The organism is Gemmata sp. SH-PL17, from assembly GCF_001610855.1.
Lineage (GTDB): Bacteria > Planctomycetota > Planctomycetia > Gemmatales > Gemmataceae > Gemmata > Gemmata massiliana.
Genome location: NZ_CP011271.1, coordinates 2,099,035 through 2,121,832 on the forward strand (window position 1 = coordinate 2,099,035; position 22,798 = coordinate 2,121,832).

General features: G+C 64.8%; 19 protein-coding genes. All 19 read left to right on the forward strand.

Features of this window, described 5'->3' with window-relative positions:
* Nucleotides 1-63 precede the first annotated feature (63 nt).
* Nucleotides 64-3,405 (forward strand): TAT-variant-translocated molybdopterin oxidoreductase, encoded by a 3,342-nt coding sequence (locus VT84_RS08610; protein WP_082839224.1) that lies wholly within the window; start codon nt 64-66, stop codon nt 3,403-3,405.
* Nucleotides 3,406-3,549: 144 nt separating this feature from the next.
* A complete protein-coding gene (gene nrfD, locus VT84_RS08615; protein ID WP_052559637.1) occupies nt 3,550-4,932 on the forward strand; it encodes an NrfD/PsrC family molybdoenzyme membrane anchor subunit in 1,383 nt (460 codons plus the stop codon).
* The gene (locus VT84_RS08620; protein WP_239465752.1) at nt 4,929-5,534 is read left to right on the forward strand and encodes a DUF3341 domain-containing protein; all 606 of its coding nucleotides are present in this window, start codon (nt 4,929-4,931) and stop codon (nt 5,532-5,534) included. Before nrfD ends, VT84_RS08620 begins: the two co-directional genes overlap by 4 nt.
* Entirely contained in the window at nt 5,531-6,385 is an 855-nt protein-coding gene (locus VT84_RS08625; protein WP_082839225.1) for a c-type cytochrome, read from the forward strand. Before VT84_RS08620 ends, VT84_RS08625 begins: the two co-directional genes overlap by 4 nt.
* Entirely contained in the window at nt 6,382-7,896 is a 1,515-nt protein-coding gene (locus VT84_RS08630; protein WP_082839226.1) for a hypothetical protein, read from the forward strand. The genes VT84_RS08625 and VT84_RS08630 overlap by 4 nt, the downstream gene beginning before the upstream one ends.
* Complete coding sequence (locus VT84_RS08635; RefSeq protein ID WP_082839227.1) at nt 7,883-8,611, forward strand: hypothetical protein; 729 nt, start codon at nt 7,883-7,885, stop codon at nt 8,609-8,611. Before VT84_RS08630 ends, VT84_RS08635 begins: the two co-directional genes overlap by 14 nt.
* Nucleotides 8,608-9,657 (forward strand): SCO family protein, encoded by a 1,050-nt coding sequence (locus VT84_RS08640; RefSeq protein WP_082839228.1) that lies wholly within the window; start codon nt 8,608-8,610, stop codon nt 9,655-9,657. The genes VT84_RS08635 and VT84_RS08640 overlap by 4 nt, the downstream gene beginning before the upstream one ends.
* Nucleotides 9,654-10,757: a cytochrome c oxidase subunit II gene (gene coxB, locus VT84_RS08645; protein ID WP_239465755.1), complete on the forward strand. Its 1,104-nt coding sequence runs from the start codon at nt 9,654-9,656 to the stop codon at nt 10,755-10,757. Before VT84_RS08640 ends, coxB begins: the two co-directional genes overlap by 4 nt.
* Before the next feature lie 3 nt (nt 10,758-10,760).
* Entirely contained in the window at nt 10,761-12,521 is a 1,761-nt protein-coding gene (locus VT84_RS08650; RefSeq protein ID WP_157469328.1) for a cbb3-type cytochrome c oxidase subunit I, read from the forward strand.
* Nucleotides 12,511-13,206 carry a cytochrome c oxidase subunit 3 family protein gene (locus VT84_RS08655; RefSeq protein WP_204249732.1) on the forward strand — a complete coding sequence of 232 codons (696 nt, stop codon included), beginning with the start codon at nt 12,511-12,513 and terminating at the stop codon, nt 13,204-13,206. The genes VT84_RS08650 and VT84_RS08655 overlap by 11 nt, the downstream gene beginning before the upstream one ends.
* Nucleotides 13,207-13,295: 89 nt before the next feature.
* On the forward strand, nt 13,296-13,643 hold the full coding sequence (locus VT84_RS08660; RefSeq protein WP_082839229.1) for a cytochrome C oxidase subunit IV family protein: 348 nt from the start codon (nt 13,296-13,298) through the stop codon (nt 13,641-13,643).
* A gap of 24 nt (nt 13,644-13,667) precedes the next feature.
* Complete coding sequence (locus VT84_RS08665) at nt 13,668-14,840, forward strand: c-type cytochrome (RefSeq protein WP_082839230.1); 1,173 nt, start codon at nt 13,668-13,670, stop codon at nt 14,838-14,840.
* A gap of 52 nt (nt 14,841-14,892) precedes the next feature.
* Nucleotides 14,893-16,059, forward strand: coding sequence for a hypothetical protein (locus VT84_RS08670; protein ID WP_052559647.1), 1,167 nt, complete (start codon nt 14,893-14,895; stop codon nt 16,057-16,059).
* 53 nt (nt 16,060-16,112) lie between these two features.
* Nucleotides 16,113-17,078 (forward strand): heme o synthase, encoded by a 966-nt coding sequence (cyoE, locus tag VT84_RS08675; RefSeq protein WP_052559648.1) that lies wholly within the window; start codon nt 16,113-16,115, stop codon nt 17,076-17,078.
* 99 nt (nt 17,079-17,177) lie between these two features.
* A complete protein-coding gene (locus VT84_RS08680; RefSeq protein ID WP_052559649.1) occupies nt 17,178-17,825 on the forward strand; it encodes an SCO family protein in 648 nt (215 codons plus the stop codon).
* A gap of 45 nt (nt 17,826-17,870) precedes the next feature.
* A complete protein-coding gene (gene hutI / locus VT84_RS08685; protein ID WP_082839231.1) occupies nt 17,871-19,103 on the forward strand; it encodes an imidazolonepropionase in 1,233 nt (410 codons plus the stop codon).
* Nucleotides 19,096-20,046 carry a formimidoylglutamase gene (hutG, locus tag VT84_RS08690; RefSeq protein WP_052559650.1) on the forward strand — a complete coding sequence of 317 codons (951 nt, stop codon included), beginning with the start codon at nt 19,096-19,098 and terminating at the stop codon, nt 20,044-20,046. Before hutI ends, hutG begins: the two co-directional genes overlap by 8 nt.
* On the forward strand, nt 20,043-21,704 hold the full coding sequence (gene hutU / locus VT84_RS08695; protein ID WP_082839232.1) for a urocanate hydratase: 1,662 nt from the start codon (nt 20,043-20,045) through the stop codon (nt 21,702-21,704). The genes hutG and hutU overlap by 4 nt, the downstream gene beginning before the upstream one ends.
* Before the next feature lie 55 nt (nt 21,705-21,759).
* A complete protein-coding gene (locus tag VT84_RS08700) occupies nt 21,760-22,794 on the forward strand; it encodes a hypothetical protein (protein ID WP_082839233.1) in 1,035 nt (344 codons plus the stop codon).
* The last annotated feature ends 4 nt before the right edge of the window (nt 22,795-22,798 follow it).

Genomic DNA, 22,798 nt, shown 5'->3' on the forward strand with positions numbered 1-22,798 from the left:
CGCTGTCGACGCGGGCGGTGAGCCGCCGGTAGCGAAAGAGCCAAGAGCTAACGCGAGGTAGCGATGAATCCCGATAGCACGGAAACTCCCGCGACCACGTCTGTCTCGCTCCCGTTGTGGCGCGGGCTGGACGAACTCGCGGATTCGCCGGAGTACCAGGCTGCGGCTCTGAACGAGTTCCCCGAAGGCGCGACCGAGTTCGCGGACGAGCCGAGCCGCCGTCGGTTCCTCGCTCTCATGGGCGCTTCGCTCGCCCTCACGACCGGGGTCGGGTGCAACGTTCGTCCCGCCTCGCAACGCAAGATCGTTCCCTACACGACGCAGCCCGACGAAATTGTTCTGGGCGTCCCGCTGTACTTTGCAACTTCTGCTCCGTTCGGTGGTTACGGGCAAGGTGTACTGGTTCGCAGCCACGAGGGGCGCCCGATCAAGGTTGAAGGGAACCCGGACAATCCTTCCAGTCTCGGTGGGGCGAGCCTTCACGCCCTCGCATCGGTCCTCGATCTCTACGACCCGGACCGTTCTCGCGGTGTCACGCGGCGCGGGACCAGTGTTGGTTACGACGAAGCTCTCGCCGCGCTGCGTGCGAAGCTCTACCCGGGTGGTGTCGCGAACGCGGGCGTGCGGGTTCGCATTCTCGGCGAAACGACGACTTCGCCGACGCTCGGTTCGCAACTCACGAAGTTGTTCGCCACGTTCCCGAACGCGAAGTGGATTCAGTACGATCCGATTAGCAGTGACAACGTCCGGGCCGGTACCGCGAAGGCGTTCGGTTCACCGCTCCGGGCGATCTACGACTTCCTCAAAGCCGACGTCATTCTTTCGCTCGACGCAGACTTCCTCGGGAGCGGCCCGGGGCACGTGCGATACAGCCGCGATTTTGCCGATCGCCGCAAGATCCGCGAACACGGCAAAGACGCGAAGGCCATTGCCGAAGGCAAGCGTCTACCCGAGGGGGTGCAGGCCGACCAAGTCAGTCGGCTGTACGCGGTCGAGTGCATGCCGACGAACACCGGGGCCGTCGCGGACCACCGGTTGCCGCTCCTGAGTGCTCAGCTCGAAACGTTTACTCGTGCTCTGGCGGCCGAACTCGGTGTTGCCGGTGCGCCGGCGGCGGGCGCCCTGCCGGACGAAGCGAAGGCGTGGATCAAGCCCCTCGCGGCCGATCTCAAAGCGGAAGCCCGTAAGGGTAAGACGATCGTGGTCGTCGGTGAACACGCGCCGGCTTCGCTGCACACCCTCGCGTTCGCGATCAACGCCCACCTGGGCAATATCGGCCAGACGGTGCGCCTCGTGCCCTCGTCCGAGGTAACCGTTGCCGGGAAGACGGGTGACCTGAAGTCGCTCGTCGCCGAGATGAACGCGGGCCAAGTCGACGTTCTCCTGATCGTCGGCGACGCGAACCCCGTGTTCACCGCGCCGGCCGACATCGACTTCGCCGGGGCGCTCGCGGCTCTGGCGAAAGACTCGACCAAACTCACGTTCCACCTCGGCCAGCGCCAAGATGAAACCGGCGTGTTGTGCGAGTGGCACGTCAACGAGGCCCACTACCTCGAAGCGTGGGGCGACATCCGCGGGTACGATGGCACGGCCTCGATTCAGCAACCGCTCATCGCACCGTTGCACCACGGCAAGTCCGCGATCGAACTCATCGGGGCGATTCTGAAGGACGAACCGGGCGTCCCCGCGACCTCGCGTGACCCGCTCGACATCGTCCGCGCGACGTGGCAGGCGTGGTTCGAGGGGCAGAAGCGGACCGAAGCGTTCGACACCTTCTGGCAAGAGTCCGTGCGGTCCGGCGTCGTTTCCGGCTCCGCGCCGGCGGCCGTGACCGCGGCCCTCGCACCGAACTGGGCCGCGGGCGCCCCGGCTTCGCCGCCCATTCAGGGGGCGAGCGATTACGAACTCAATATTCGCGCGTGCCCGGCGCTGCACGACGGCCGGTTCGCGAACAACGGCTGGCTCCAGGAACTGCCCAAGCCGCTGACCAAGATTTCGTGGGACAATGCCGCGTTCCTCAGCCCGAAGACCGCCGACGCGCTCGGCATCATGGACACCTACTACGAGTGGAACAAGGGCGCCGGTGAGCACGGCCGGGCCGAGGTCGGCGTCATCGAGATCGAAGTCGAGGGTAAGAAGATCAAGGCCCCGGTGTGGATCCTTCCCGGGCACGCGGACGGGGCCGTCACGGTTCACCTCGGCCACGGGCGCGACGGGGATCGCGTCGGCCGCATCGCGACTACGCCGGACGAATTGAACGTTGACGGTAAGCCGGCCCGCGGGTTCAATGCGTACCCGATCCGCACTTCCAAGGATCCGTGGGTTACGAAAGCGAAAGTGAGCGTCGTCAGCGGGGGCAAGTACGTTCTCGCGTGCACCCAGGGCCACTGGGCGATGGCGGAAAAGGATCCGGTCTCCGGGAAGTTGCTCGACCGCAAACCGGTTCGTAAGGGTAGCCTCGACGAGTACAAACGCAACCCGGCGTTCGCGAAGATCCCGCCGATGGCCGCGGCCGAAACGCTCGAGATCAACCAGAACATTCCGCTCCCGAAGCAGAAGGCCGGCAAGAACGGGCACCACCCGCACGACGAGCGGTTGCACCCGCTGAACATGTACAAGCCCGCCGAGGGCCTGTCCCCGGGCCTCAAAGACGAGCAGCGCCGGCGCTGGGGCATGGCGATCGATCTGAGCGCCTGTAACGGGTGCAGCGCGTGCGTGATCGCGTGTGTCAGCGAGAACAACATCCCGGTCGTCGGCAAGCGGCAGGTGACCAAGGGCCGCGAGATGCACTGGATCCGCATCGACCGGTACTACGAGAGCACCACGGCCGACATGAAGGGTGCGAAGGACGCGGGCGCGATCAAGACGTACTTCCAGCCGGTCATGTGCGTGCAGTGCGAGAACGCCCCGTGCGAGATCGTCTGCCCGGTCGGGGCGACGGTCCACTCGACCGACGGCCTCAACGACATGACCTACAACCGGTGCGTCGGCACCCGGTATTGCTCGAATAACTGCCCGTACAAGGTCCGCCGGTTCAACTTCCTCACGTTCGAGGGGAACGACTGGCACACTGACACGCTCAAGTTGGGCCGCAACCCGGAAGTGTCGGTCCGTAGCCGCGGCGTGATGGAAAAGTGTACGTTTTGCGTCCAGCGCATCCGCGGGGCCGAGATCGTGGCCGAGCGCGAACACCGCCCGATCCGCGACGGCGAGATCCTGACCGCGTGCCAGTCCGCGTGCCCGTCCAATGCAATCGTGTTCGGCGACCTGAACGACGCCGACAGCGCGGTCGCCCGCTGGAAGAACGAGCCCGCGAACTACGGGCTGTTGGCCGAATTGAACACGCGCCCGCGGCTCACACACATGGCCGCGATCCGCAACCCGAACCCCGCAATGCCGAAGTGACGTGTTTGTGGGGCGGGCGCGCGCCCGCCGCGGCTCTGCTCTGGCAGGTTGAACGCCTGCCCCACAAGAATGCCTAGAGGGACTGACGTGGCGACAGCGGAACTACCTCCTGCTCGATCGACCGAGCTGCCGCTCGAACCCGAGATGCACCCGCTCGTCAAGAGCGTGCACACCGGGCAGCCGCACAACTTGGTGACGGTCGGCGACGCGATCGGCAACGTCGTCCTCGACGGCAACCACCCGCGCGGCTGGTGGATCGGCTTTTTGGCCGGCTTCGCCATGCTGCAGGTGCTGGCGCTGGCGGTGTGCTGGCTGTTCTACATGGGCGTCGGGATCTGGGGCATCAACGTCCCGGTGGCCTGGGGCTTCGCGATCGTCAACTTCGTGTGGTGGATCGGCATCGGCCACGCCGGGACGCTGATCTCCGCCGTGCTGCTCCTGCTCCACCAGAAGTGGCGCACGTCGATCAACCGATTCAGCGAGGCCATGACGATCTTCGCGGTCATGTGCGCGGGCCTGTTCCCGCTCTTGCACATGGGCCGCCCGTGGTTCGCGTACTGGCTCTACCCGTTCCCGAACGTCGCCGGCGTGTGGCCCCAGTTCCGCAGCCCGCTCACGTGGGACGTGTTCGCCGTTACGACGTACTTCACCGTGTCGCTCGTGTTCTGGTACCTGGGCCTCGTGCCCGACCTCGCGGCCCTCCGCGACCAGGCCAAAAAGCGCTGGCAGCGCATCGCCTACGGGCTGCTCGCGCTCGGCTGGCGCGGGTCGGCGATCCACTGGCGCCGGTACGAGAAGGTTTATTTGATCCTCGGCGGGATCAGCACGCCGCTCGTGCTCTCGGTTCACACGGTCGTGTCCTTTGACTTCGCCGTGTCGATCGTCCCGCTGTGGCACGCGACCATCTTCCCGCCGTTCTTCGTCGCGGGGGCGATCTACTCCGGCTTCGCGATGGTGGTGCTGATCGCGATCCCCGTGCGCCGGTGGTACAAGCTCGAAGACTTCTTCAGTGACCACCACCTCGACATCATGGGCAAGGTGATGTTGGCGACCGGGTTCCTCGTCACCTACGGGTACTTCAGTGAGCTCTGGATGGCGTGGTACGGCCACACCCTCTACGAGTGGGGCACGACGATCGAGCGCATGTTCGGCCCCTACGGGTGGTCGTACTGGTGCCTGATCGGGTTCAACTGCGTGTTCCCGCTCACGGCGCTGTGGTCGCGGAAGATGCGCGTCAGCCCGTTCTGGATGTCCGCGATCTGCATCTCGGTGCTGATCGGGATGTGGTTCGAGCGGTACGTGATCGTGATCACGCTGGCCCGCGAATACCTCCCGAGTGCCTGGGGCCACTACGCGCCGACGCTGTGGGACTACGCCACGATGGTCGGCTCGCTCGGGCTGTTCCTGTTCCTGTTCTTCTTGTTCCTCCGATACCTGCCGATGATCTCGATCACCGAGATGCGCGAACTGCTGCCGAAGAAGCAGGGCGGCGGCGGCGGCCACTCGATCATGGAGAACGCGCCGTGAGTACCACCGTCACCCCCGGCACCGGCCACGAGCCGGGCCACGCACACGACCACGGCCACGCGGACCCGACCGTACCGGTCACCTACGGGCTCCTGGCCGAGTTCGAGACCGCCGACGAGATGTCCCACGCGACCGCGAAAGCGACCGCCGCCGGGTACACGCACATGGACGCCTACAGCCCGTACCCGGTGGGGGAGGCGGCCGACGCGCTGAACTTCCCCAAGTCGGAGATGGGGCCGATCATGTTCATCGGCGGTCTCACGGGGGCGTGCGCCGGGTTCACCATGCAGTACTGGGCGAACACCTGGGGGTACTCGCTGAACATCGGCGGGCGCCCGTACTTCAGTTGGCCGTCGTTCGTGCCCATCACGTTCGAGATGATGGTGCTCACGACCGCGCTCACGGGGTTGTTCGGCTTCATGGCGCTCTGCGGGCTGCCGCGATACAACCACCCGCTATTTAACTCGACGGCGTTCGATCGGGCGACGCGGGACCGCTTCTTCCTGTGCGTCGAAGCGACCGACCCGAAGTTCGATCTCGCCGCGACCCGGGCCTTCCTGAACGACCTCCACCCATTATCGGTCGAGGAGGTAATGGAATGACCACCGCGCTTTGTGAAGGCACAAGGAAAAAGGACAAAGGAAAAATGGGGAGCCGATCAATCGGTTTTTACCTTTTCGCTTTTGCCCTTTTGCTCCCCACCACAGTGGGGTGCCGCCAGAAGATGGCCGATCAGCCGTACTACCGGCCGCTCGAAGCCACCGATTTTTTCGAGGACGGACGCGCCAGCCGGCCGCTCGAGCGCGGGGTCATTCACCGCGCCCAGCGCCTCGAAACCGACCCGCTCGTCACCGGGCTGACCGCGGAAGAGTGGAAGCGGAGCTACGAGTACCGCGTGCCGCCCAAGGTCGAGGTGCCCGCGCTCAGTGCCGAGGACCGGATCCTCCGCTCCGTCGGCGCCCCGCGGTACAACCCGAAGGCCGCCGACAAGCCGAAGGTGTACGTGGACGAGTATCCGTTCCAGATGACGCACGCGGACCTGAAACGCGGCCAGGAGCGGTTCACGATCTTCTGCGCCGTCTGCCACGGGCCGCTCGGTAACGGCCAGGGCAAGATCTGGGAGCGCGGCTATTTGGTGCCGACCTCGTTCCACACCAAGAAAGTGTCCCCGAGCGAACTGGACGTGAAGAACCCGCAGGGGTTGGGCATGTCGCGGGGGTACTCGACCTGGGGCATTTCCATCCCGATGGACGAGGTGCCGGTCGGGTACTACTTCGAGGTCATGACGAAGGGGTACGGCGGGATGCCGAGTTACTCGGCCCAGATTCCTGCCGCCGACCGGTGGCGGATCATCGCGTACATCCGGGCGCTGCAGTTGAGCCAGAGCGCCGACGCTGCGAAACTGCCGCCGGAAATCAAGAAATTGCTCGACGAGACGGGAGGTAAGAAGTGAGTAGTACTCCCGCAGCGGCACCGCCGGCGCCCGCCGACCAGCCCGACTGGTCCGGGTACACCCGTGTCGCGCTCATCATGGCCGTGGTCGGCTGGGTGCTGTTCGCCATCGTCGGCTTCGTTAACTACGGCGCGGCCAGTTCGCACGCGGTCGATGCCGCCGCGAAGGTCGAGAAGGCTAAGACCGAAAATACGCCGGACGGTCTCGCGCAGGCCGAGGCGGAGAAGGCCCACGCCGACGATGAGGTTCACGACTCGAAGTCGCGGTTCATGGTCGCGTATCTGTCCGGGTTCACCTACTGGCTGAGCCTGCCGGTGGGCGCGCTCGCGCTGCTCATGATCCGCTACGTCGCCAAGACGTCGTGGGGGCTGTTGCTCACGCGCCCGTTCGAGGCCGCGACGCGGACCCTGCCGCTCACGATCCTGCTGTTCCTGCCGATCGTCGGTGCTGTCGCGTACCACGACGACAAGCACGAGGCCCCGCTCTCGCCGTACTGGTGGTCCAGCCCGGCGCACGCGGCGCACGAATCGCACGACGTCAAGAACGACGCGCACGCCGATCCCGGCGACAAGCGGCAGCAGGCCGAAAAGCTCGGCAAGTTGCACCTGAACAAGGCCATCGCCGATCGCCAGGAGGCCGAGCGCAAGGAACGCGACGAGAACATCTACGGCTACCTCTCGGTGCCGGGGTTCGTCATCAACAGCGCGATCGTGTTCGGCGTGTGGGGAATCCTGATTTTCTTCCTCAACAAGTGGGGCAAGGAGACCTCCGACGCGACCGACCCGCGGGTCGTGGACCGCGGGCTGATCAAGCTCCAGAACATCTCGGGGCCGGGGCTGATCCTGTTCGCGATCATCACCACGTCCGCGGCGACGCAGTGGACGATGTCGCTCGAACCGGGGTGGTCGAGCACGATGTTCCCGGTGATCTTCTCCGTGAACACGTTCCTCACCACGATGGCGTTCGGCGTGTCGATGTTCCTGTTGATCGCGGACCGGCCCCCGTTCCGGGGGTTCATGCGGCCCAAGTTCCAGTTGGACATGGCCACGCTGATGCTCGTGTTCACGCTGTTCTGGTCGTACACCTCGTTCAGCCAGTTCATGCTGGTGTGGATCGGGAACCTGCCCGAAGAGATCCCGTTCTTCCTGAAGCGGTCGAACGAGCACGGCGCCCGGTCGTTCTGGTGGTTCGTGTCGGCGGCGCTGATCGCGCTGCACTTCGCGCTGCCGTTCGTGCTGCTGCTGTTCCGCAACATCAAACTGCACCCGAAGCGGTTGCGGATCGTCGCGCTGTACCTGATGGTTATTTGTGCCGTTGACGTGATCTGGTGGGTCGCCCCGAGCGCCCCGACGCACGGGAGCTTCCCGACGTACCTGATGGACGTCGGCGCGGTCCTCGGTGTGGGCGGGGTGTGGCTCATGTTCTTCGTCTACCAGTTGAAGCAGCGGCCGATTTTCCCGGACAACCAAGCGTTCTTGCTGCCGGAGGGGCACCACCATGAGCAGCACTAATCCCTCACCCCAAGACCCGGTCGTGAAACTCGCACCGAAGGGGCCGGGCGCGCCGGCGCACGACGACCACGATCTGAGTGGTCCGCCGTCCGCGGAAACGATCAAGCGCGGTTACGAAGAGGACAAGTACGACACCAAGACGGTCCTCAGCGTCCCGCTGCTCGTGGTGCTGTTCTTCGTGCTCGCGTTCGGCACCGTCACCGTGTTGTTCTCGGTGTACTCGAAGCCGACCGTGGACCCGAAGGCCCACCCGCAAGCGAAGGCGCGGAACGCGGCGGATCTCAACACCCGCCTGGGGCGCATTCACCGCGGTGGCGAGGTCGACCAGCCGCGCCTGGAACCGCTCCGGATGCGGTCAGGAGAGGCTCGTGCGATCACCCGACCGGAACTGCCCACCGGGAACTCGCCGGAACTGCACCCGGAAGACCTCGTCCCGAACAAGGACCGGTTCCCGGAACTGTACGCAACGGACAAGGGGCGCATCGGGCTCGACAAGACGATGGCCCTGGACGGCGACGCGCTGAAATCGCTGTTCAAGTCGTCCGCCCCGCCGCTCGTGGAAGAGGCGTCGCGGTTCGCGCCGAGCGGGTCCAACGCCGGGCGCGGGGGCGAAGGGTCGCAAGCCGTCGTGCCGAAAGTGCCCGAAGTGAAGCCGCCGGCGCCGAAAACGACCGAGCCGGCTCCGACACCGAAGGGGAAGGAGAACAAGAAGTGACACGCGCGAGCCGCTTCGCTCCTGTCGCTCTGCTCGCGGCCCTTTTCGGAGTGGTCGCGCTCCCGCTGCCGGTACGCGCCGGTAACGACGGCGTCGTGCCCGCGCACGACCAGAAGAACCCCTCGCTCTCTGCAGCCCGCATCGACGAGCAGATCGGGGCACAGGTGCCACTGGACCTCGTGTTCCGCGACGAGGACGACAAGCCGATCGCGTTGCGGGATTGCATTGCGGGGAAACCCACGATCCTCGTGCCGGTGTACTACCGGTGCCCGATGCTCTGCTCGAAGATGCTCAACGGTCTGCTCGACACGATGCGAGCCATGCCGGAGAACTTCTCCATCGGTGAACAGTTCAACGTCGTGACCGTGAGCATGGACCCGAAGGAGCACAGCGGGCTGGCGAAGGAAAAGAAGGCCAATTACGTCGGCCTGTACGCGCGGCCGGGGCCGGCGGCCGAAGCGGGGTGGCGGTTCCTGACGGGAACGAAGGAATCGAGCACCGCGCTCCTGAACGCGATCGGATACCGTTACGAGTTCGACAAAATGCTGAAGGAGTACGACCACCCGAGCGGACTGGTCATACTCTCGCCGACCGGGAAGGTCACGCGGTACTTCTACGGCATCAGCTACGACGGCGAGTTTGAACTGCCCGAGCAATCTAAGTGGCAGGGTAACGGCGCGAGACCGGATCTAACCGACGCCGAACTCCGTGCCCGGATGGAGACGGACCCGGAGAAGCGCCGGAACTACACCCGCCCCACCACCACGCTGCGGCTCTCGCTGATCGAGGCCGCGGACGGGAAGGGCGGGTCGCTCTTCGACAAACTTACGCTCCTGTGTTACCGCTACGATTCGCTGCACAAGGGCTACTCGCTCAACGTGCTCCGCGTGGTTCAGGCCGGGGGGATTCTGACGCTCCTGGCACTCGCGATCGGTGTCTTTGTAGCGCTGCGGCGCGAGCGCCGGTCCCGCACCCTTCCGCCGGCACTGCCCGACGGCGCGGCCGGCGCCCCGTCCAACGTGTTACCCTCCGGGGGGACCGCATGACGACCCTGAGCATGTTACCGTTCATCCCCGAGCGGGCGTCCACGCTGGCCGACCAGTTCGAGTACCTGTTCTGGTACATCACCATCACCACGGGGGTCGTGGGGCTGGGGGTGTACGCGGCACTGGCGTACTTCTGCGTCCGGTACCGGCGCGGGGCGACCAGCGGGTCCACGCCCCGCATCCTGGGGTCGACCCGGCTGGAACTGGCCTGGACCGTCGTCCCGCTGCTCGTGTTCCTCACGTTCTTCGCGTGGGGGATGTTCGTGTACAATCACGCGGCGCACGCGCCGGCCGATTCCGAAGAGATCTTCGTTATCGGCAAGCAGTGGATGTGGAAGGCCCAGTACCCCAACGGCCAGCGGGTCATCATCGGCGGGAACCCGGCCAACATGACCGAGGCCGAGCGGAAGTCGATCGGCAAACTGGTGCTGCCGCTGAACAAGCCGGTGAAGCTGACGCTCACCTCGGAAGACGTGATCCACGACTTCGGTGTGCCCGCGTTCCGCTCGAAGATCGACGTGCTCCCCGGGCGCTACACGACGGTCTGGTACCAGCCGACGAAGCTCGGCGAATACCACGTCTACTGCGACCAGTACTGCGGCACCTGGCACTCCCTGATGGTCGGCAAGATCGCCGTCGTACCGGAACAGGACTACCGCGACTTCCTCCAGGGCTTCAAACCGCTCCAGGGGTCGGACAACGCGGTGGACGGCTCACTGGCGCACGAGGGGCGGCAACTGTTCCTGAAGCTCCAGTGCATCAACTGCCACGGGGCGAACGCGACCGCCAAGGCGCCGGTGCTCGAGGGGCTGTACGGGAGCCGCGTGCCGCTGGCCGGGGGCGGGGCCGAGATCGCGGACGACCACTACATCATCGAGTCCATCCGCCGCCCGCGGCTGAAGGCCGTCGAGGGGTGGGAGAAGATCATGCCGGCCTACGACGAGAGCCAAGTGTCGGCCGAAGAAATGAACGCGCTCGTGGCATACATTCGGAGCCTGAAGAAGGGCACCACGCCGGACAACACCCAGCGGTTCCCGGCTCCGGTCGGCGCGCCGACCGAGCGGACCCCGTCCACCGTGCCCACGCCGGGAGGGAAATGATTCATGAGCATCGCGGTTACTCACAGCGGACCGGCCGCGGCGCCGGTCCCCCCGGAGCCGGCCCCGGCGCCCGTTAATTACCTGAACGTCTCGCACACGATCTGGTCGTGGTTGTTCACCGTCGACCACAAGCGGATCGGGCTGCTGTACCTCGGGTCGATCAGCGTGTTCTTCGTGATCGGTGGCATCTTCGCCGCCCTGATCCGAACGAACCTGCTCCTGCCGAACGGCGCCTTTCTTTCCGAGGACGCCTACAACCGGGCGTTCACCGCTCACGGCGTGATGATGCTGTTCTTCTTCCTGATCCCGGCCGTGCCCGGGGTCATGGGGAACTTCTTCATCCCGCTGATGATCGGGGCCAAAGACCTCGCGTTCCCAAAGCTGAACATCGCGAGCTGGTACGTGTTCATGATCGGGGCCGCGTTCGCGGCCTGGGCCGTGCTGATCGGCGGCATCGACACCGGGTGGACGCTGTACCCGCCGTACAGCTCTCGGGCGTCGCAATCGAACGTGATCCCCGGCGTGATGGGCGCGTTCATCTCCGGGTTCAGCTCGATCATGACCGGGCTGAACATCATGGTCACGGTACACAAGATGCGTGCCCCGGGGATGACGTGGGGCCGGCTCCCGCTGTTCGTATGGTCCCTCTACGCCACGAGCCTGATCCAGTTGCTGGCGACGCCCGTCGTGGCCGTCACGCTGGTCCTGCTCATGGTCGAGCGGGCCGCGGGCATCGGGATCTTCGACCCGTCCATCGGCGGCGACCCGATCCTGTTCCAGCACCTGTTCTGGTTCTACTCGCACCCGGCCGTGTACATCATGATCCTGCCCGGGATGGGCGTGGTCAGCGAGATCATCACGTGCTTCAGCCGCAAGAACATCTTCGGCTACCACGCGGTGGCGTGGTCGAGCATGGGCATCGCGGTCGTCGGCTTCTTGCTGTGGGCGCACCACATGTTCGTGGCCGGCATCAGCTTCTACGCGGCCCTGCTATTCAGCTTGCTAAGTATGCTCGTCGCGGTCCCGAGCGCCATCAAGGTGTTTAACTGGACGGCGACGCTCTACCGCGGGTCGATCACGTTCCACGCCCCGATGCTGCTCTCGATCGGGTTCCTGGTCCTGTTCACCGTGGGCGGGCTGACCGGTCTGTTCCTCGCGACGCTGGGGACCGACGTCCACCTGCACGACACGTACTTCGTGGTGGCCCACTTCCACTTCGTGATGGTCGGCGGGATGGTGATCGCGTACATGGCGGCGATCCACTTCTGGTGGCCCAAGATGACCGGGCGGATGTACTCCGACTGGTGGAGCCGGGTCGCCTCGGTGATCATGATCGTGGGGTTCTTCCTCACGTTCGTGCCGCAGTTCATCATGGGGTACCACGGGATGCCGCGGCGGTACCCGAACTACCCGCAAGAGTTCCAGATCCTCAACGTGATGTCCACCGCCGGGTCGAGCGTGTTGGGCCTCGGGTACCTGCTGCCCGGGATTTACCTGCCGCTGTCGCTGTTCTTCGGCAAGAAGGTGGGCGCCAACCCGTGGAGCGCGACGGGCCTGGAGTGGACCACCCCCAGCCCCCCGACGGTCCACAACTTCGAGGCCACGCCCGTCGTCGTGTGCGGGCCTTACGAGTACGCCATCGGCGTCGATCAAATGGGGCGCGGGCTCCCCGAACCCCCCGGCGCGCAAGACGACCCGGCCCACCGGGACGGCAGCACCGGACCTTCTGGACCCATGAAGAAGGAGACCGAAGTTGTCGGCTAGCACCCACTCACCGGTGCTGAAGCACCACTTCGAGGACCTGGGTCAGCAGCACGCCTGCGAGCGGCTGGGAATGTGGATGTTCCTGGCCACGGAGATCCTGTTCTTCGGCGGCCTCTTTGGGGCGTACACGGTGTACCGGCTCTGGTACCCGGAAGAATTCGTGTTCGCCAGCTCGCAGCTGAACCGGACGTTCGCGACCATCAACACGATGTTCCTGATCACCAGCAGCCTCACGATCACGCTGGCGATCCGGTCCGCGAAGCTCGGCGACCGCGGCGCGCTGATCCGCAACCTGCTCATCACCGCGGCGCTGGCGACCGCGTTCATGGTGGTGAAGGGGTTCGAGTACGCAGAGGACTTCCACGAGCACCTCGTGCCCGGTCCGTCGTTCAGCCACGAGATCGGCGGGAAGGCCGTTGAACACGGACTGGACCCGGGCAAGGTACAGTTGTTCTTGTGCTTCTACTACATCATGACCGGCATCCACGGGATTCACATCCTCGTGGGCATCGGGTGCATCCTGTGGCTAGTGTGGGAAGCGTGGCGCGGGACGATCCCGCCCGAGAACTACTCCACCGTTGAGGTGGTCAGCCTCTACTGGCACTTGGTGGACGCCATCTGGCTGTTCCTGATGCCGCTCCTGTACCTCGCCGGTGCCGGTAGCGGGTACGTGCCGCACCACTAGCGTAACGTCTCTGGGTCCGTGGCGCGGGCGATCCTGTCCGCGCCACGGATGAGATACCTAAGAATTCCCGCGTTGCCCGGACGATTCCAATGGCCAATCCAACGACCCACGGCACGACAACGTCCGACGACCCGCACGGCATCCGCGCGAGCGCCGATAGCCCCGGGCTGCTCCTGGCGGTGTTCGCCTGCATCATCGGGCTGGCACTGGCGAACATCGGGATCTCGATACAGGTCGGGCCGACGAAGTTCATGCTGCCGTTACAGCTAGCGATCGGGTCCGTACAAGCGGGCCTCGTGGCTTATTACTTCATGCACTTGCGCCAGGGCGACAAAGTGGTGATCCTCACCGCCCTCTCGTCGCTGTTCTGGATGGGCATTCTGTTCGTACTGTTCATGGGCGACTACATGACGCGGCACCTCGTCGTCGGCTCGTAGTTCGTGCCGGAGGGCCGGACCGGGATGGCGGTTACGTATCTTGGGCGGGGTCGGTTTCGAGTCGCGGTATCGACCGCGCTGCTCGTGACCTGCTCCGCCCTGATTCTTCTTCCCGGGTGCGGCGGCTGCACGAGCGCGCCCGACTATCCACCGAACCTCACGTTTCCCACGCGGGCCGATCGGCTCGTGCTCAAGCTCCCGGACAAACCCGCCCCGGCGACCAATGACCCGGGCAAGCGCGAAGAAGAGATCGCCGCGCTCGACTCGCTCGGTGGCAAGACCGCGGTTGTTACCGGACTGACGGCCGAGGCTCGCGGCGTGCTGGACACGTTTCTGAAGGACACGTTCGGCACCCCGGCCGCACCGACGATTGCGGTCACCAGCGAAACGGTGACGCACCTCAAACTGACGAACGCGCACCTGGCCGAGGGGGGCAAACTCTATCGCCGGCACTGTCTCCAGTGCCACAACATGGCGGGCGACGGCCGCGGAACGTCCGGGGCCACGATCCCGTTCCCGCGCGACTACCGACAGGGGCAGTTCAAATTCGTGTCGAGTGGCGAGAGCGGGAAGCCGCGCCGGGCCGATCTGGTTCGCACCATCGCGGAAGGTCTGAAAGCGACCCCGATGCCGTCGTTCGGGCTGCTTCAGGAGGGCGAACGCGATCTACTCGCGGGGTACGTGACCTACCTCGCGATTCGCGGACAGGTCGAGTTCGAGTCATTGCGTGCTCTGGCCGCAGGGGAGCCGAACGATCCCGGCGCTCGGCTGAAGGCGGTGCTCGCTGAGTGGGAGAAAGCGGAATCCGCGCCGCCGACTCCGACCGAGCCGGACGACGGTCCGGTGGGCGGGCCGAAACACCAGGAAGCCGTGCGCCGCGGGTTCGCTCTTTTCACCGCGAAGGTCGATAACTCGTGCGTCAGTTGTCACGGTGAATTTGGCCGCAAACCGGTGTTGCGGTACGACGTGTGGGGGACGGTCGCGAAGCCGGCCGACTTCACCCAACTCACGCTGAAGAGCGGTTCGCGCCCGGAGGACGTGTTCGCGCGTGTTCGCGGGGGCATCCCGGCCGTGGGGATGCCGGCGCACCCGAAGTACTCCGACCGCGAAGTGTGGGATCTGGTGCGGTTCGTGCGCTCCGCGCCTTATATGGCCCAACTCCCGCCCGACGTGCTGAGCGCTGTTTACCCGAAGTAGAATCCGTAGGCTGAAACTACCCCTTTGACGTGCCGCCCCGAGCTTTTCATCGATGACCGATTCGCTCCGACCCGTTCCGCGCTGGCTGCACGTGTGGGCCGTCCTCGCGGTGATTGCGACACTCGTGCTCCTGGCGATCGGCCAGTTGGTGACGAGCTTCGCCGCGGGCATGGCTGATCCGGTGTGGCCGACGGAACCGTGGTACGTGTTCCGCACCGCGACCGACACGGAGAAGGAGCGGTTCCGCAAAGATTATCGGTTCTTCCTCGAACACTCGCACCGTATCGCGGGTTACACCATCGGCGGGCTGGTGATCGTCCTCAGCCTCGGGGTATGGTGGACCGAGCCGCGCAAACCCGCACGGTGGATCGCACTCGCGGGCACCTTCGTACTGATTACCGGCTACGGTGATTTCCACCGGGGGCTGATAGCCCAGCGCAATGAGCCCACCGCGGATATACAGTTGCCGATGGGCGCCGCCCGCGTTGCGCTCGCGGGCCTCGGGACGATGCTGGCGGTTGCCGCATGGGGGCTGCTGGCACGGGTACCAGGGGCGGGTTTGCGCCTGCTCGCGGGATTGGCACTCGTTGCGGTAATGATCCAGGGGCTACTCGGTGGCTTCCGCGTGAAATTGAACGAACTCGTGGGGACCGACCTCGCGGCGTTCCACGGGATCTTCGCGCAGATCGTGTTCGGGTTGCTCACGTCCATCGCGGTGCTGTCGGCTCGTGCTTCATCGACCGCGAGCGCGGAATCGCGTCGGCTCGGTTGGTGGGCGTGGGTTCTCGCGCTCTTGGTGTTCGTGCAGGTCGCGTTCGGTGCAATGGTGCGACACTACCCGATTCCGCTGTCGCAGCGGTTGCACTTTGCGACGGCGTTCGTGGCCACGGCCCTTGCGGTGTGGGCACTGCGTGCGGTGTTCGTCGACCCCGTCTCGCGGGCACGAGCCGGGTGGTTCGCCTGGGCGCTTACCGCGCTGCTCGTTGTGCAGTTGTACCTCGGGATCGAAGCGTGGCTGGCGAAGTTCGGTGCGTACATGCTGCCGGAACTGGTGCCGATCACGCCCGAGGGCGGGGCGATTCGCACGCTGCACGCGCTCGTGGGGAGCGGCGTGTGGGCCGCGGCCCTGGCCCTCGCACTGAGCCTGTGGCGGCCGGCGCCCGTGCTCGGCAATACACTAAATCCACACGTTTCGGTCCGCGCCGCGGGTCAGGATTAGATCCTCGTTCGTGAACCAGAAATCGTTGCAAATCACTTACGCGGAGACGCGCGATGATGAAGGTGACGCTCACCGGCGAAACCGACACGCTGAAGCCGCTGACCTCGGCGGCTTCGGCCGTGAGCGCGCCGCGCGTGCATAGCCCCTCGCGATTTTCCGATTACCTCGAACTCACCAAGCCGCGGATCGCGGTGATGGCCCTGTTCACCGTGGGCGCGGGCTACTTGCTCGCCGCGGGCGGGGCCGCGGAGTGGCGCGTTCTGCTCCACACGCTCCTCGGAGCGGGTCTGGTTGCGGCCGGCGGTAGTGCGCTGAACCAGCTCTTCGAGCGCCGGATCGACGCTCGGATGCGCCGCACCCTGAAGCGGCCCCTCCCGGCGGGGCGCATCTCGCCCGAAGAAGCGGCCGCGTTCGGTGCGGGGTTGGCCGGCGCGGGTTTGGCGTACCTCGCGGCAACGGTGAGCCTGTCCGCGACTGTTGCTGCTGCCGCTACGTTCATCGCGTATGCGTTCGTGTACACACCGATGAAGACCAAAACTGCCTGGAACACGGTGGTCGGGGCCGTTCCGGGGGCGCTGCCGCCGGTCATCGGTTGGTTCGCGGCCCAGGGGTGGAGCGGTGAGTTGGCCTGGGAAGGGGCGCTCGCGCTGTTCGCGATCCTGTTCCTGTGGCAGATCCCGCACTTCCTCGCGATCGCGTGGATGTACCGGGCGGATTACTCTGCCGGCGGGCTGAAGATGCTGCCCGGCTGCGACCCTTCGGGCAAGCGCACCGCGTTCGTGATGGTGCTGACGGCCGCGTCGCTAATCCCGCTCGGCTTCCTGGTGCCGCTCGCGGGCTTGGGTAGTTGGTTCTTCACGGTAGGTGCGATCGTCTTCGGCGCGATGTTCCTGCGCCGGGCTGTCGAGTTCGCCCGGGACCGCACCGATCGCAAAGCGCGCCGCGTGCTCCACTCTTCGCTCTTCTATTTGCCGGGCGTGTTCGCGCTGTTGATGATCGACGTGCTTCTCTTGAAGTAATAAATTAAGCCGAGTTCTGACAGGATCAACAAGATTGAAATGTGATTCGTTCTGATCCCGTTAATCCTGTCAAAACTCCGCTCTTCCTCTGTGATTCCAATGCGCCGTTTATTGCCGTACACGTTTTTGCTTCTCGCCGGGTGCGGCGCGTGGGCCGGGTCGCGCACGACGCAGCCGACTCAATCAACACCGGAACCGGACCTCGAATACCCCGTCGGCACGTTTACCCTCACCGAGCGCGGTGGGAAGACCGTCACAGATCAGGATCTTCGAGGGAACGTGTGGGTCGGGTCGTTCATCTTCACACGATGCAACGGACCGTGCCCCGCAGTGACGGCGACAATGGCCACGCTCCAGCGCGACCTTGCTGACGAACTCAAAACTGGCAAGTTTAAGCTCGTCACGTTCACGGTCGATCCCGCGCGCGATGATCTGAAGTCTCTGAACGAGTACGCGACCGCCCGCGGTGCGGACCCGAAGAACTGGCTGTTTCTCACGGGCGACGAGAAGACCGTCCACAAGCTCCTGAACGAACAGTTCAAGCAAGCGGTGGAACGCAAGCTCGGTCCGGACGTGCGACCCGGCGACGAGTTCGGCCACAGCACGCGCCTCGTTCTTGTGGACAAGAACGGGGTGATCCGGGCGATGTACGAGGGGCTGCCGAACGAAGACTTCCCGGACGGCAAAGCCCGCTTTGAAGACAGCCTCAATCGACTGAAAGATCGCGTTCGTGAACTCTTGAAGTAAGCATTTTCCGTTGCACCGCGCGGGCGGTGCCGGTCCAATGGCAACATGGACCGCGAACCCTTCGACCACGTCTGGATTCACGCGCGCCTCGCCACATTCGATCCGCGCGTACCTACGCCGTGCGGCTTGCTCGAAGATCACGCCATCGCGGTTCGCGGCGACAGCATCGCGGCTGTTTTGCTTTCCAGTGCGCCCGAAGTGCGATCACACCGCGGCGCGGTCACGGATTGTGGCGGGAAACTCGTTACTCCGGGGTTCATCGACTGTCACACGCACAGTGTGTGGGGCGGGTCACGGGCCGCGGAGTGGGAGTTGCGGCTCGCGGGCGTTCCCTACACCGAGATCGCGAAACGTGGCGGGGGGATTCTCTCGACCGTGCGCGCGACGCGGGGGCTGAGTGAAGAGGAACTGTTTCAGTCGGCCGTTCCGTGCGTTCAGTCGCTCATTCGCGAAGGCGTAACGTGTGTCGAGATCAAATCCGGGTACGGGCTGACGTTCGATGACGAACTGAAGATGCTTCGGGTCGCGCGCCGACTCGGTGAGCGGCTCAACGTTGACGTGTCGCCAACACTACTCGCCGCGCACGCGGTCCCGCCGGAGTTCGCGGGGCGGGCGGATGACTACGTGTCGCTCATTGTGGATGAGATGATTCCGGTGGTCGCGCGCGAGAAGCTCGCGGACGCGGTGGACGTGTTTTGCGAATCGATCGCGTTCACGTCGGCTCAGTGCGACCGCATCTTTTCCGCGGCGAAGGCGCACGGACTCGCGATCAAAGGGCACGTCGAGCAAATCACGAACTCGCACGGTGCGGAACTGGTCGCTAGGCACGGTGGCTGGTCGGCGGATCATCTCGAACACCTGGACGACGCCGGAATCGCGGCGATGGCGAAAAGTGGCACCGTCGCGGTGCTGCTGCCGGGGGCGTTTTACTTCCTCCGTGAGAAGCAGAAGCCACCCGTCGAGAAGCTTCGCGCCGCGGGTGTGGCGCTGGCCGTGGCGAGTGACTTCAACCCTGGTACAAGCCCGTTCGCGTCGATTCGTCTGGCGATGAACATGGCGTGCGTGCTGTACGGTCTTTCGCCGGAAGAGGCGCTCGCTGGCGTCACGCGCGAGGCCGCGAAAGCACTCGGGCGCGGTGAGCGGCTCGGTACGCTCGAAGCGGGCAAGCGGGCGGATTTCCTTGTGTGGGACGTGACGCATCCGGCCGAGATCGTGTGCCAGCTCGGTGTTACACCGCTGGTCGGTCGTGTTGTGAGTGGGAAGAACTGCGATGCCTGAACCCGACATGAGCGTGTGGGCCGGTCGGGTCGATACCGTGGACGGCCCGACCGCGCTGCGGTGGCACCAGATGGTGAAGCCACTCGCTCCGGATTCGCCGCCCGGCCTGGCGCTGATCGGTTTCGCCTGTGACGAGGGCGTGCGCCGGAACGGTGGGCGCGTCGGTGCGAAGGACGGCCCGCGTGCGATTCGCAAGGTACTCGCGAACTTCGCGTGGCACCGACAACTGCCGGTTTATGATGCGGGTGATGTGCGGTGCGACGACGGCGACATGGAGGGGGCACAGGTACGGCTCGCTGAGGCCGTTCGGAACACATTCGTTGCTGGCCACCGCCCATTGGTACTCGGTGGGGGGCACGAAACAGCGTGGGGGACGTATCAGGGGTTGACGTCGTTTTGGCCGGGGGCGAATGTCGGGATCATCAACGTCGACGCGCACTTCGACTTGCGGGACGATGAGCCCGGAAATTCGGGAACTCCCTTTCGCCAGATGGCGGACTGGTGCCAGATACGCGACCGTTGGTTCGGGTACATGGCACTTGGGATCTCCGTGCCATCGAATACACGTGCGCTTTTTGATCGGGCGTGCGCGCTGAATGCTTGTTGGTATCTCGACCAGAACCTCGTGCCCTGGAACTTGGACCGCGTGCTGGCTGATGTAAAGGCTTTTGCCGACCACGTTGATTGCCTGTACCTCAGCATCGATCTGGATGTGCTGCCCGGCACGGTGATGCCCGCGGTTAGTGCGCCGGCTGCCCGGGGCGTGGCGATCGAGTCCGTGGAGACGATTATCGACGCCGTTGTTGGCACCGGGAAATTGTTTGTCGCGGACGTCGTGGAGCTGAACCCGCTGCACGACATCAACGGACAGGGCGCCCGGCTCGCGGCTCGGTTAGTTTGGCACCTCTTGAGCACAGGAAAGCCCGATAGGAAGCAGCCATGACCTTCACCCGAAACGATGCCGCGCGCGTGATCCGCGCGCCGCGCGGGAACTCACTTTCGTGCAAAAGCTGGCAGACGGAAGCGGTCCTCCGGATGCTCATGAACAACCTCGACGCGGAGGTGGCCGAGCGCCCCGCCGAGCTTGTCGTGTATGGCGGGATCGGGCGCGCGGCTCGGAACTGGGAGTGCTTCGACAAGATCGTGGACGTGCTCCGTCGATTGGAGAGCGACCAGACGCTATTGGTGCAGTCGGGCAAACCCGTGGGCGTGTTCCCGACGCATCCGGACGCGCCCCGCGTACTCATCGCGAACTCGAATCTGGTGCCGCACTGGGCGACGTGGGAGAAGTTCCACGAACTCGACCGCGCCGGGCTGATGATGTACGGTCAGATGACTGCGGGGAGCTGGATCTACATCGGCACGCAGGGCATCGTGCAGGGCACCTACGAGACGTTCGTCGCGGTTGCCAAGAAGCACTTCGGCGGAAACGCGGTGGGTAAGTGGATTCTGACCGGCGGACTGGGAGGGATGGGTGGCGCTCAGCCACTCGCTGCGACGATGGCCGGTTTCAGCATGCTCGCGGTCGAGTGTGATGAAACGCGCATCGATTTTCGACTCCGCACGCGGTACCTCGATCGCAAAGCGAACAGCCTCGATGAAGCACTCGCGCTCGTGCGTTCGGGGAAGCCCGTGTCAGTGGGGTTGCTGGGTAACGCGGCGGACGTGTGCGCGGAACTGGTCACGCGGGGGATTCTCCCCGATGTCGTCACCGATCAGACGAGCGCTCACGACCCATTGAACGGCTATTTGCCACAAGGGTGGACGCTCACTGATTGGCGCGAGAAGGCGGAAACGGCTCCGCAAGACGTGATTGCGGCGGCGAAACGCTCGATGGCAAATCACGTGCGCGCGATGCTCGAACTTCAGGCACGCGGGGCGGTCGCGCTCGACTACGGCAACAACATTCGACAGGCCGCGAAGGAAAACGGAGTCGCGAACGCCTTCGATATCCCCGGCTTCGTTCCTGCATACATTCGCCCACTGTTTTGCGAGGGGGTCGGACCGTTCCGCTGGGCCGCACTTTCGGGTGACCCGGAAGACATCGCACGTACAGACGCGAAGGTGAAGGCCCTGATTCCCGACGATCCTCACCTTCATCGCTGGCTCGATATGGCAAAGGAGCGTATCGCGTTTCAGGGGTTACCTGCGCGCATCTGTTGGCTCGGACTGAAGGACCGCGCTCGTGTCGGGTTGGCTTTCAACGAAATGGTCGCGTCGGGGGAACTCCAGGCCCCGGTGGTGATCGGGCGCGACCACCTCGATTCGGGTTCGGTCGCCAGCCCGAACCGTGAAACCGAGAGTATGCGCGACGGCTCGGACGCAGTATCCGACTGGCCGCTCTTGAATGCGCTGCTGAACACCGCGAGCGGCGCGACGTGGGTGTCGCTGCACCACGGCGGCGGGGTCGGTATGGGGTTCAGCCAGCACGCGGGTGTGGTGATCGTGTGCGACGGGACGCCAGAAGCTGCCAAACGCATCGGGCGCGTGTTACGAAACGATCCCGGCACCGGCGTGATGCGCCACGCGGACGCGGGATACGACAGCGCGATTCGCTGTGCGAAGGAGAACGGGCTGGACCTGCCGATGTTGGGTGAATGACACACGGACGATGAAGCACAGGGCATCCTTCCGTCCTATTACGGAACCTCTCGCCATGCACTCACTTCACTACTTCCAGATCGTTGTGCTCGCGCTTGTTGTGGGTGTCGGCGTCGCGCCTGCTGCGCCGGAATCACCGACGTTCAAAGTGACCGAGGACGGGGATCGCATTCGTATCGCAGGGGGCGCGCTGGAGGCATCAATCAAGAAGAGGGGATACGTCAGTGGGGTCGAAGCCGGTAGTCTGCTCGACACGAAAACTGGCGCACGCGATCTCGGGTTCGGGCTGGACATCGTTGATTGGGTCATGGAACCCGGCAGTGACGAAGAGTACCGCGACAAACTTCCGGGCGATTTGCCCTACGTTTTCGACAATCTCTATCACGGCAAGCGTGCGAAACGCTGCATCGAAGGCCCGCAAATTTGTACGCAGGCGAAGGAACTGAAACCGGTGGTGGTTTACGGTAAGGATTTCGTCGCGGTGAAGCAGAACCACACTTACACGCTCGCGGCGCCGGGCAAGAAGACCGGCTCGAAGTGGGAACAGACGATCGTGTTCCCGGCCGGCAAGCGCTACTTCATCTCGGCCGATAAGATCACCGCGGTGAACGCGAGTGACGCGATGTTCCTCCGCATCGACATGCCCGGCCACGTCAAGCACAAGGGCGGTGACACGTTTAGCGAAGTGTACCTCAGCTACCACGGAACGATCGCGCCAAAGGAGTTCGAGAAAGACTTTGCCCCGGACGAGAAGTTTCTCTACACGCGCGACGACAAGAAGGTTCCCAAGCGGATCATCCGGGCGTACCACATTCGCGATCCGAAGACCGGGAAGGATGGGCCGTGGTTGGCGGGCATGACACTCGACCCGTCGGCCGTCTACGAAGCGTGGTGCCACCAGCGCGGCTACGTGTGCATGATCGAAGAGATCGGCGGGCGCGCGGTGAAAGCCGGCGATACGTTCGGGGCCGCGTTCATCGTCGGGTACTTCGATTCCGTCGAGGAGATGGAAAAGGTGTACGACGAACTCGCGGGCAACCAGGGACTCGAAGTTAGCGAGAAGGGCTGGACGTTGAAGACCGCGCCGTAAGTCG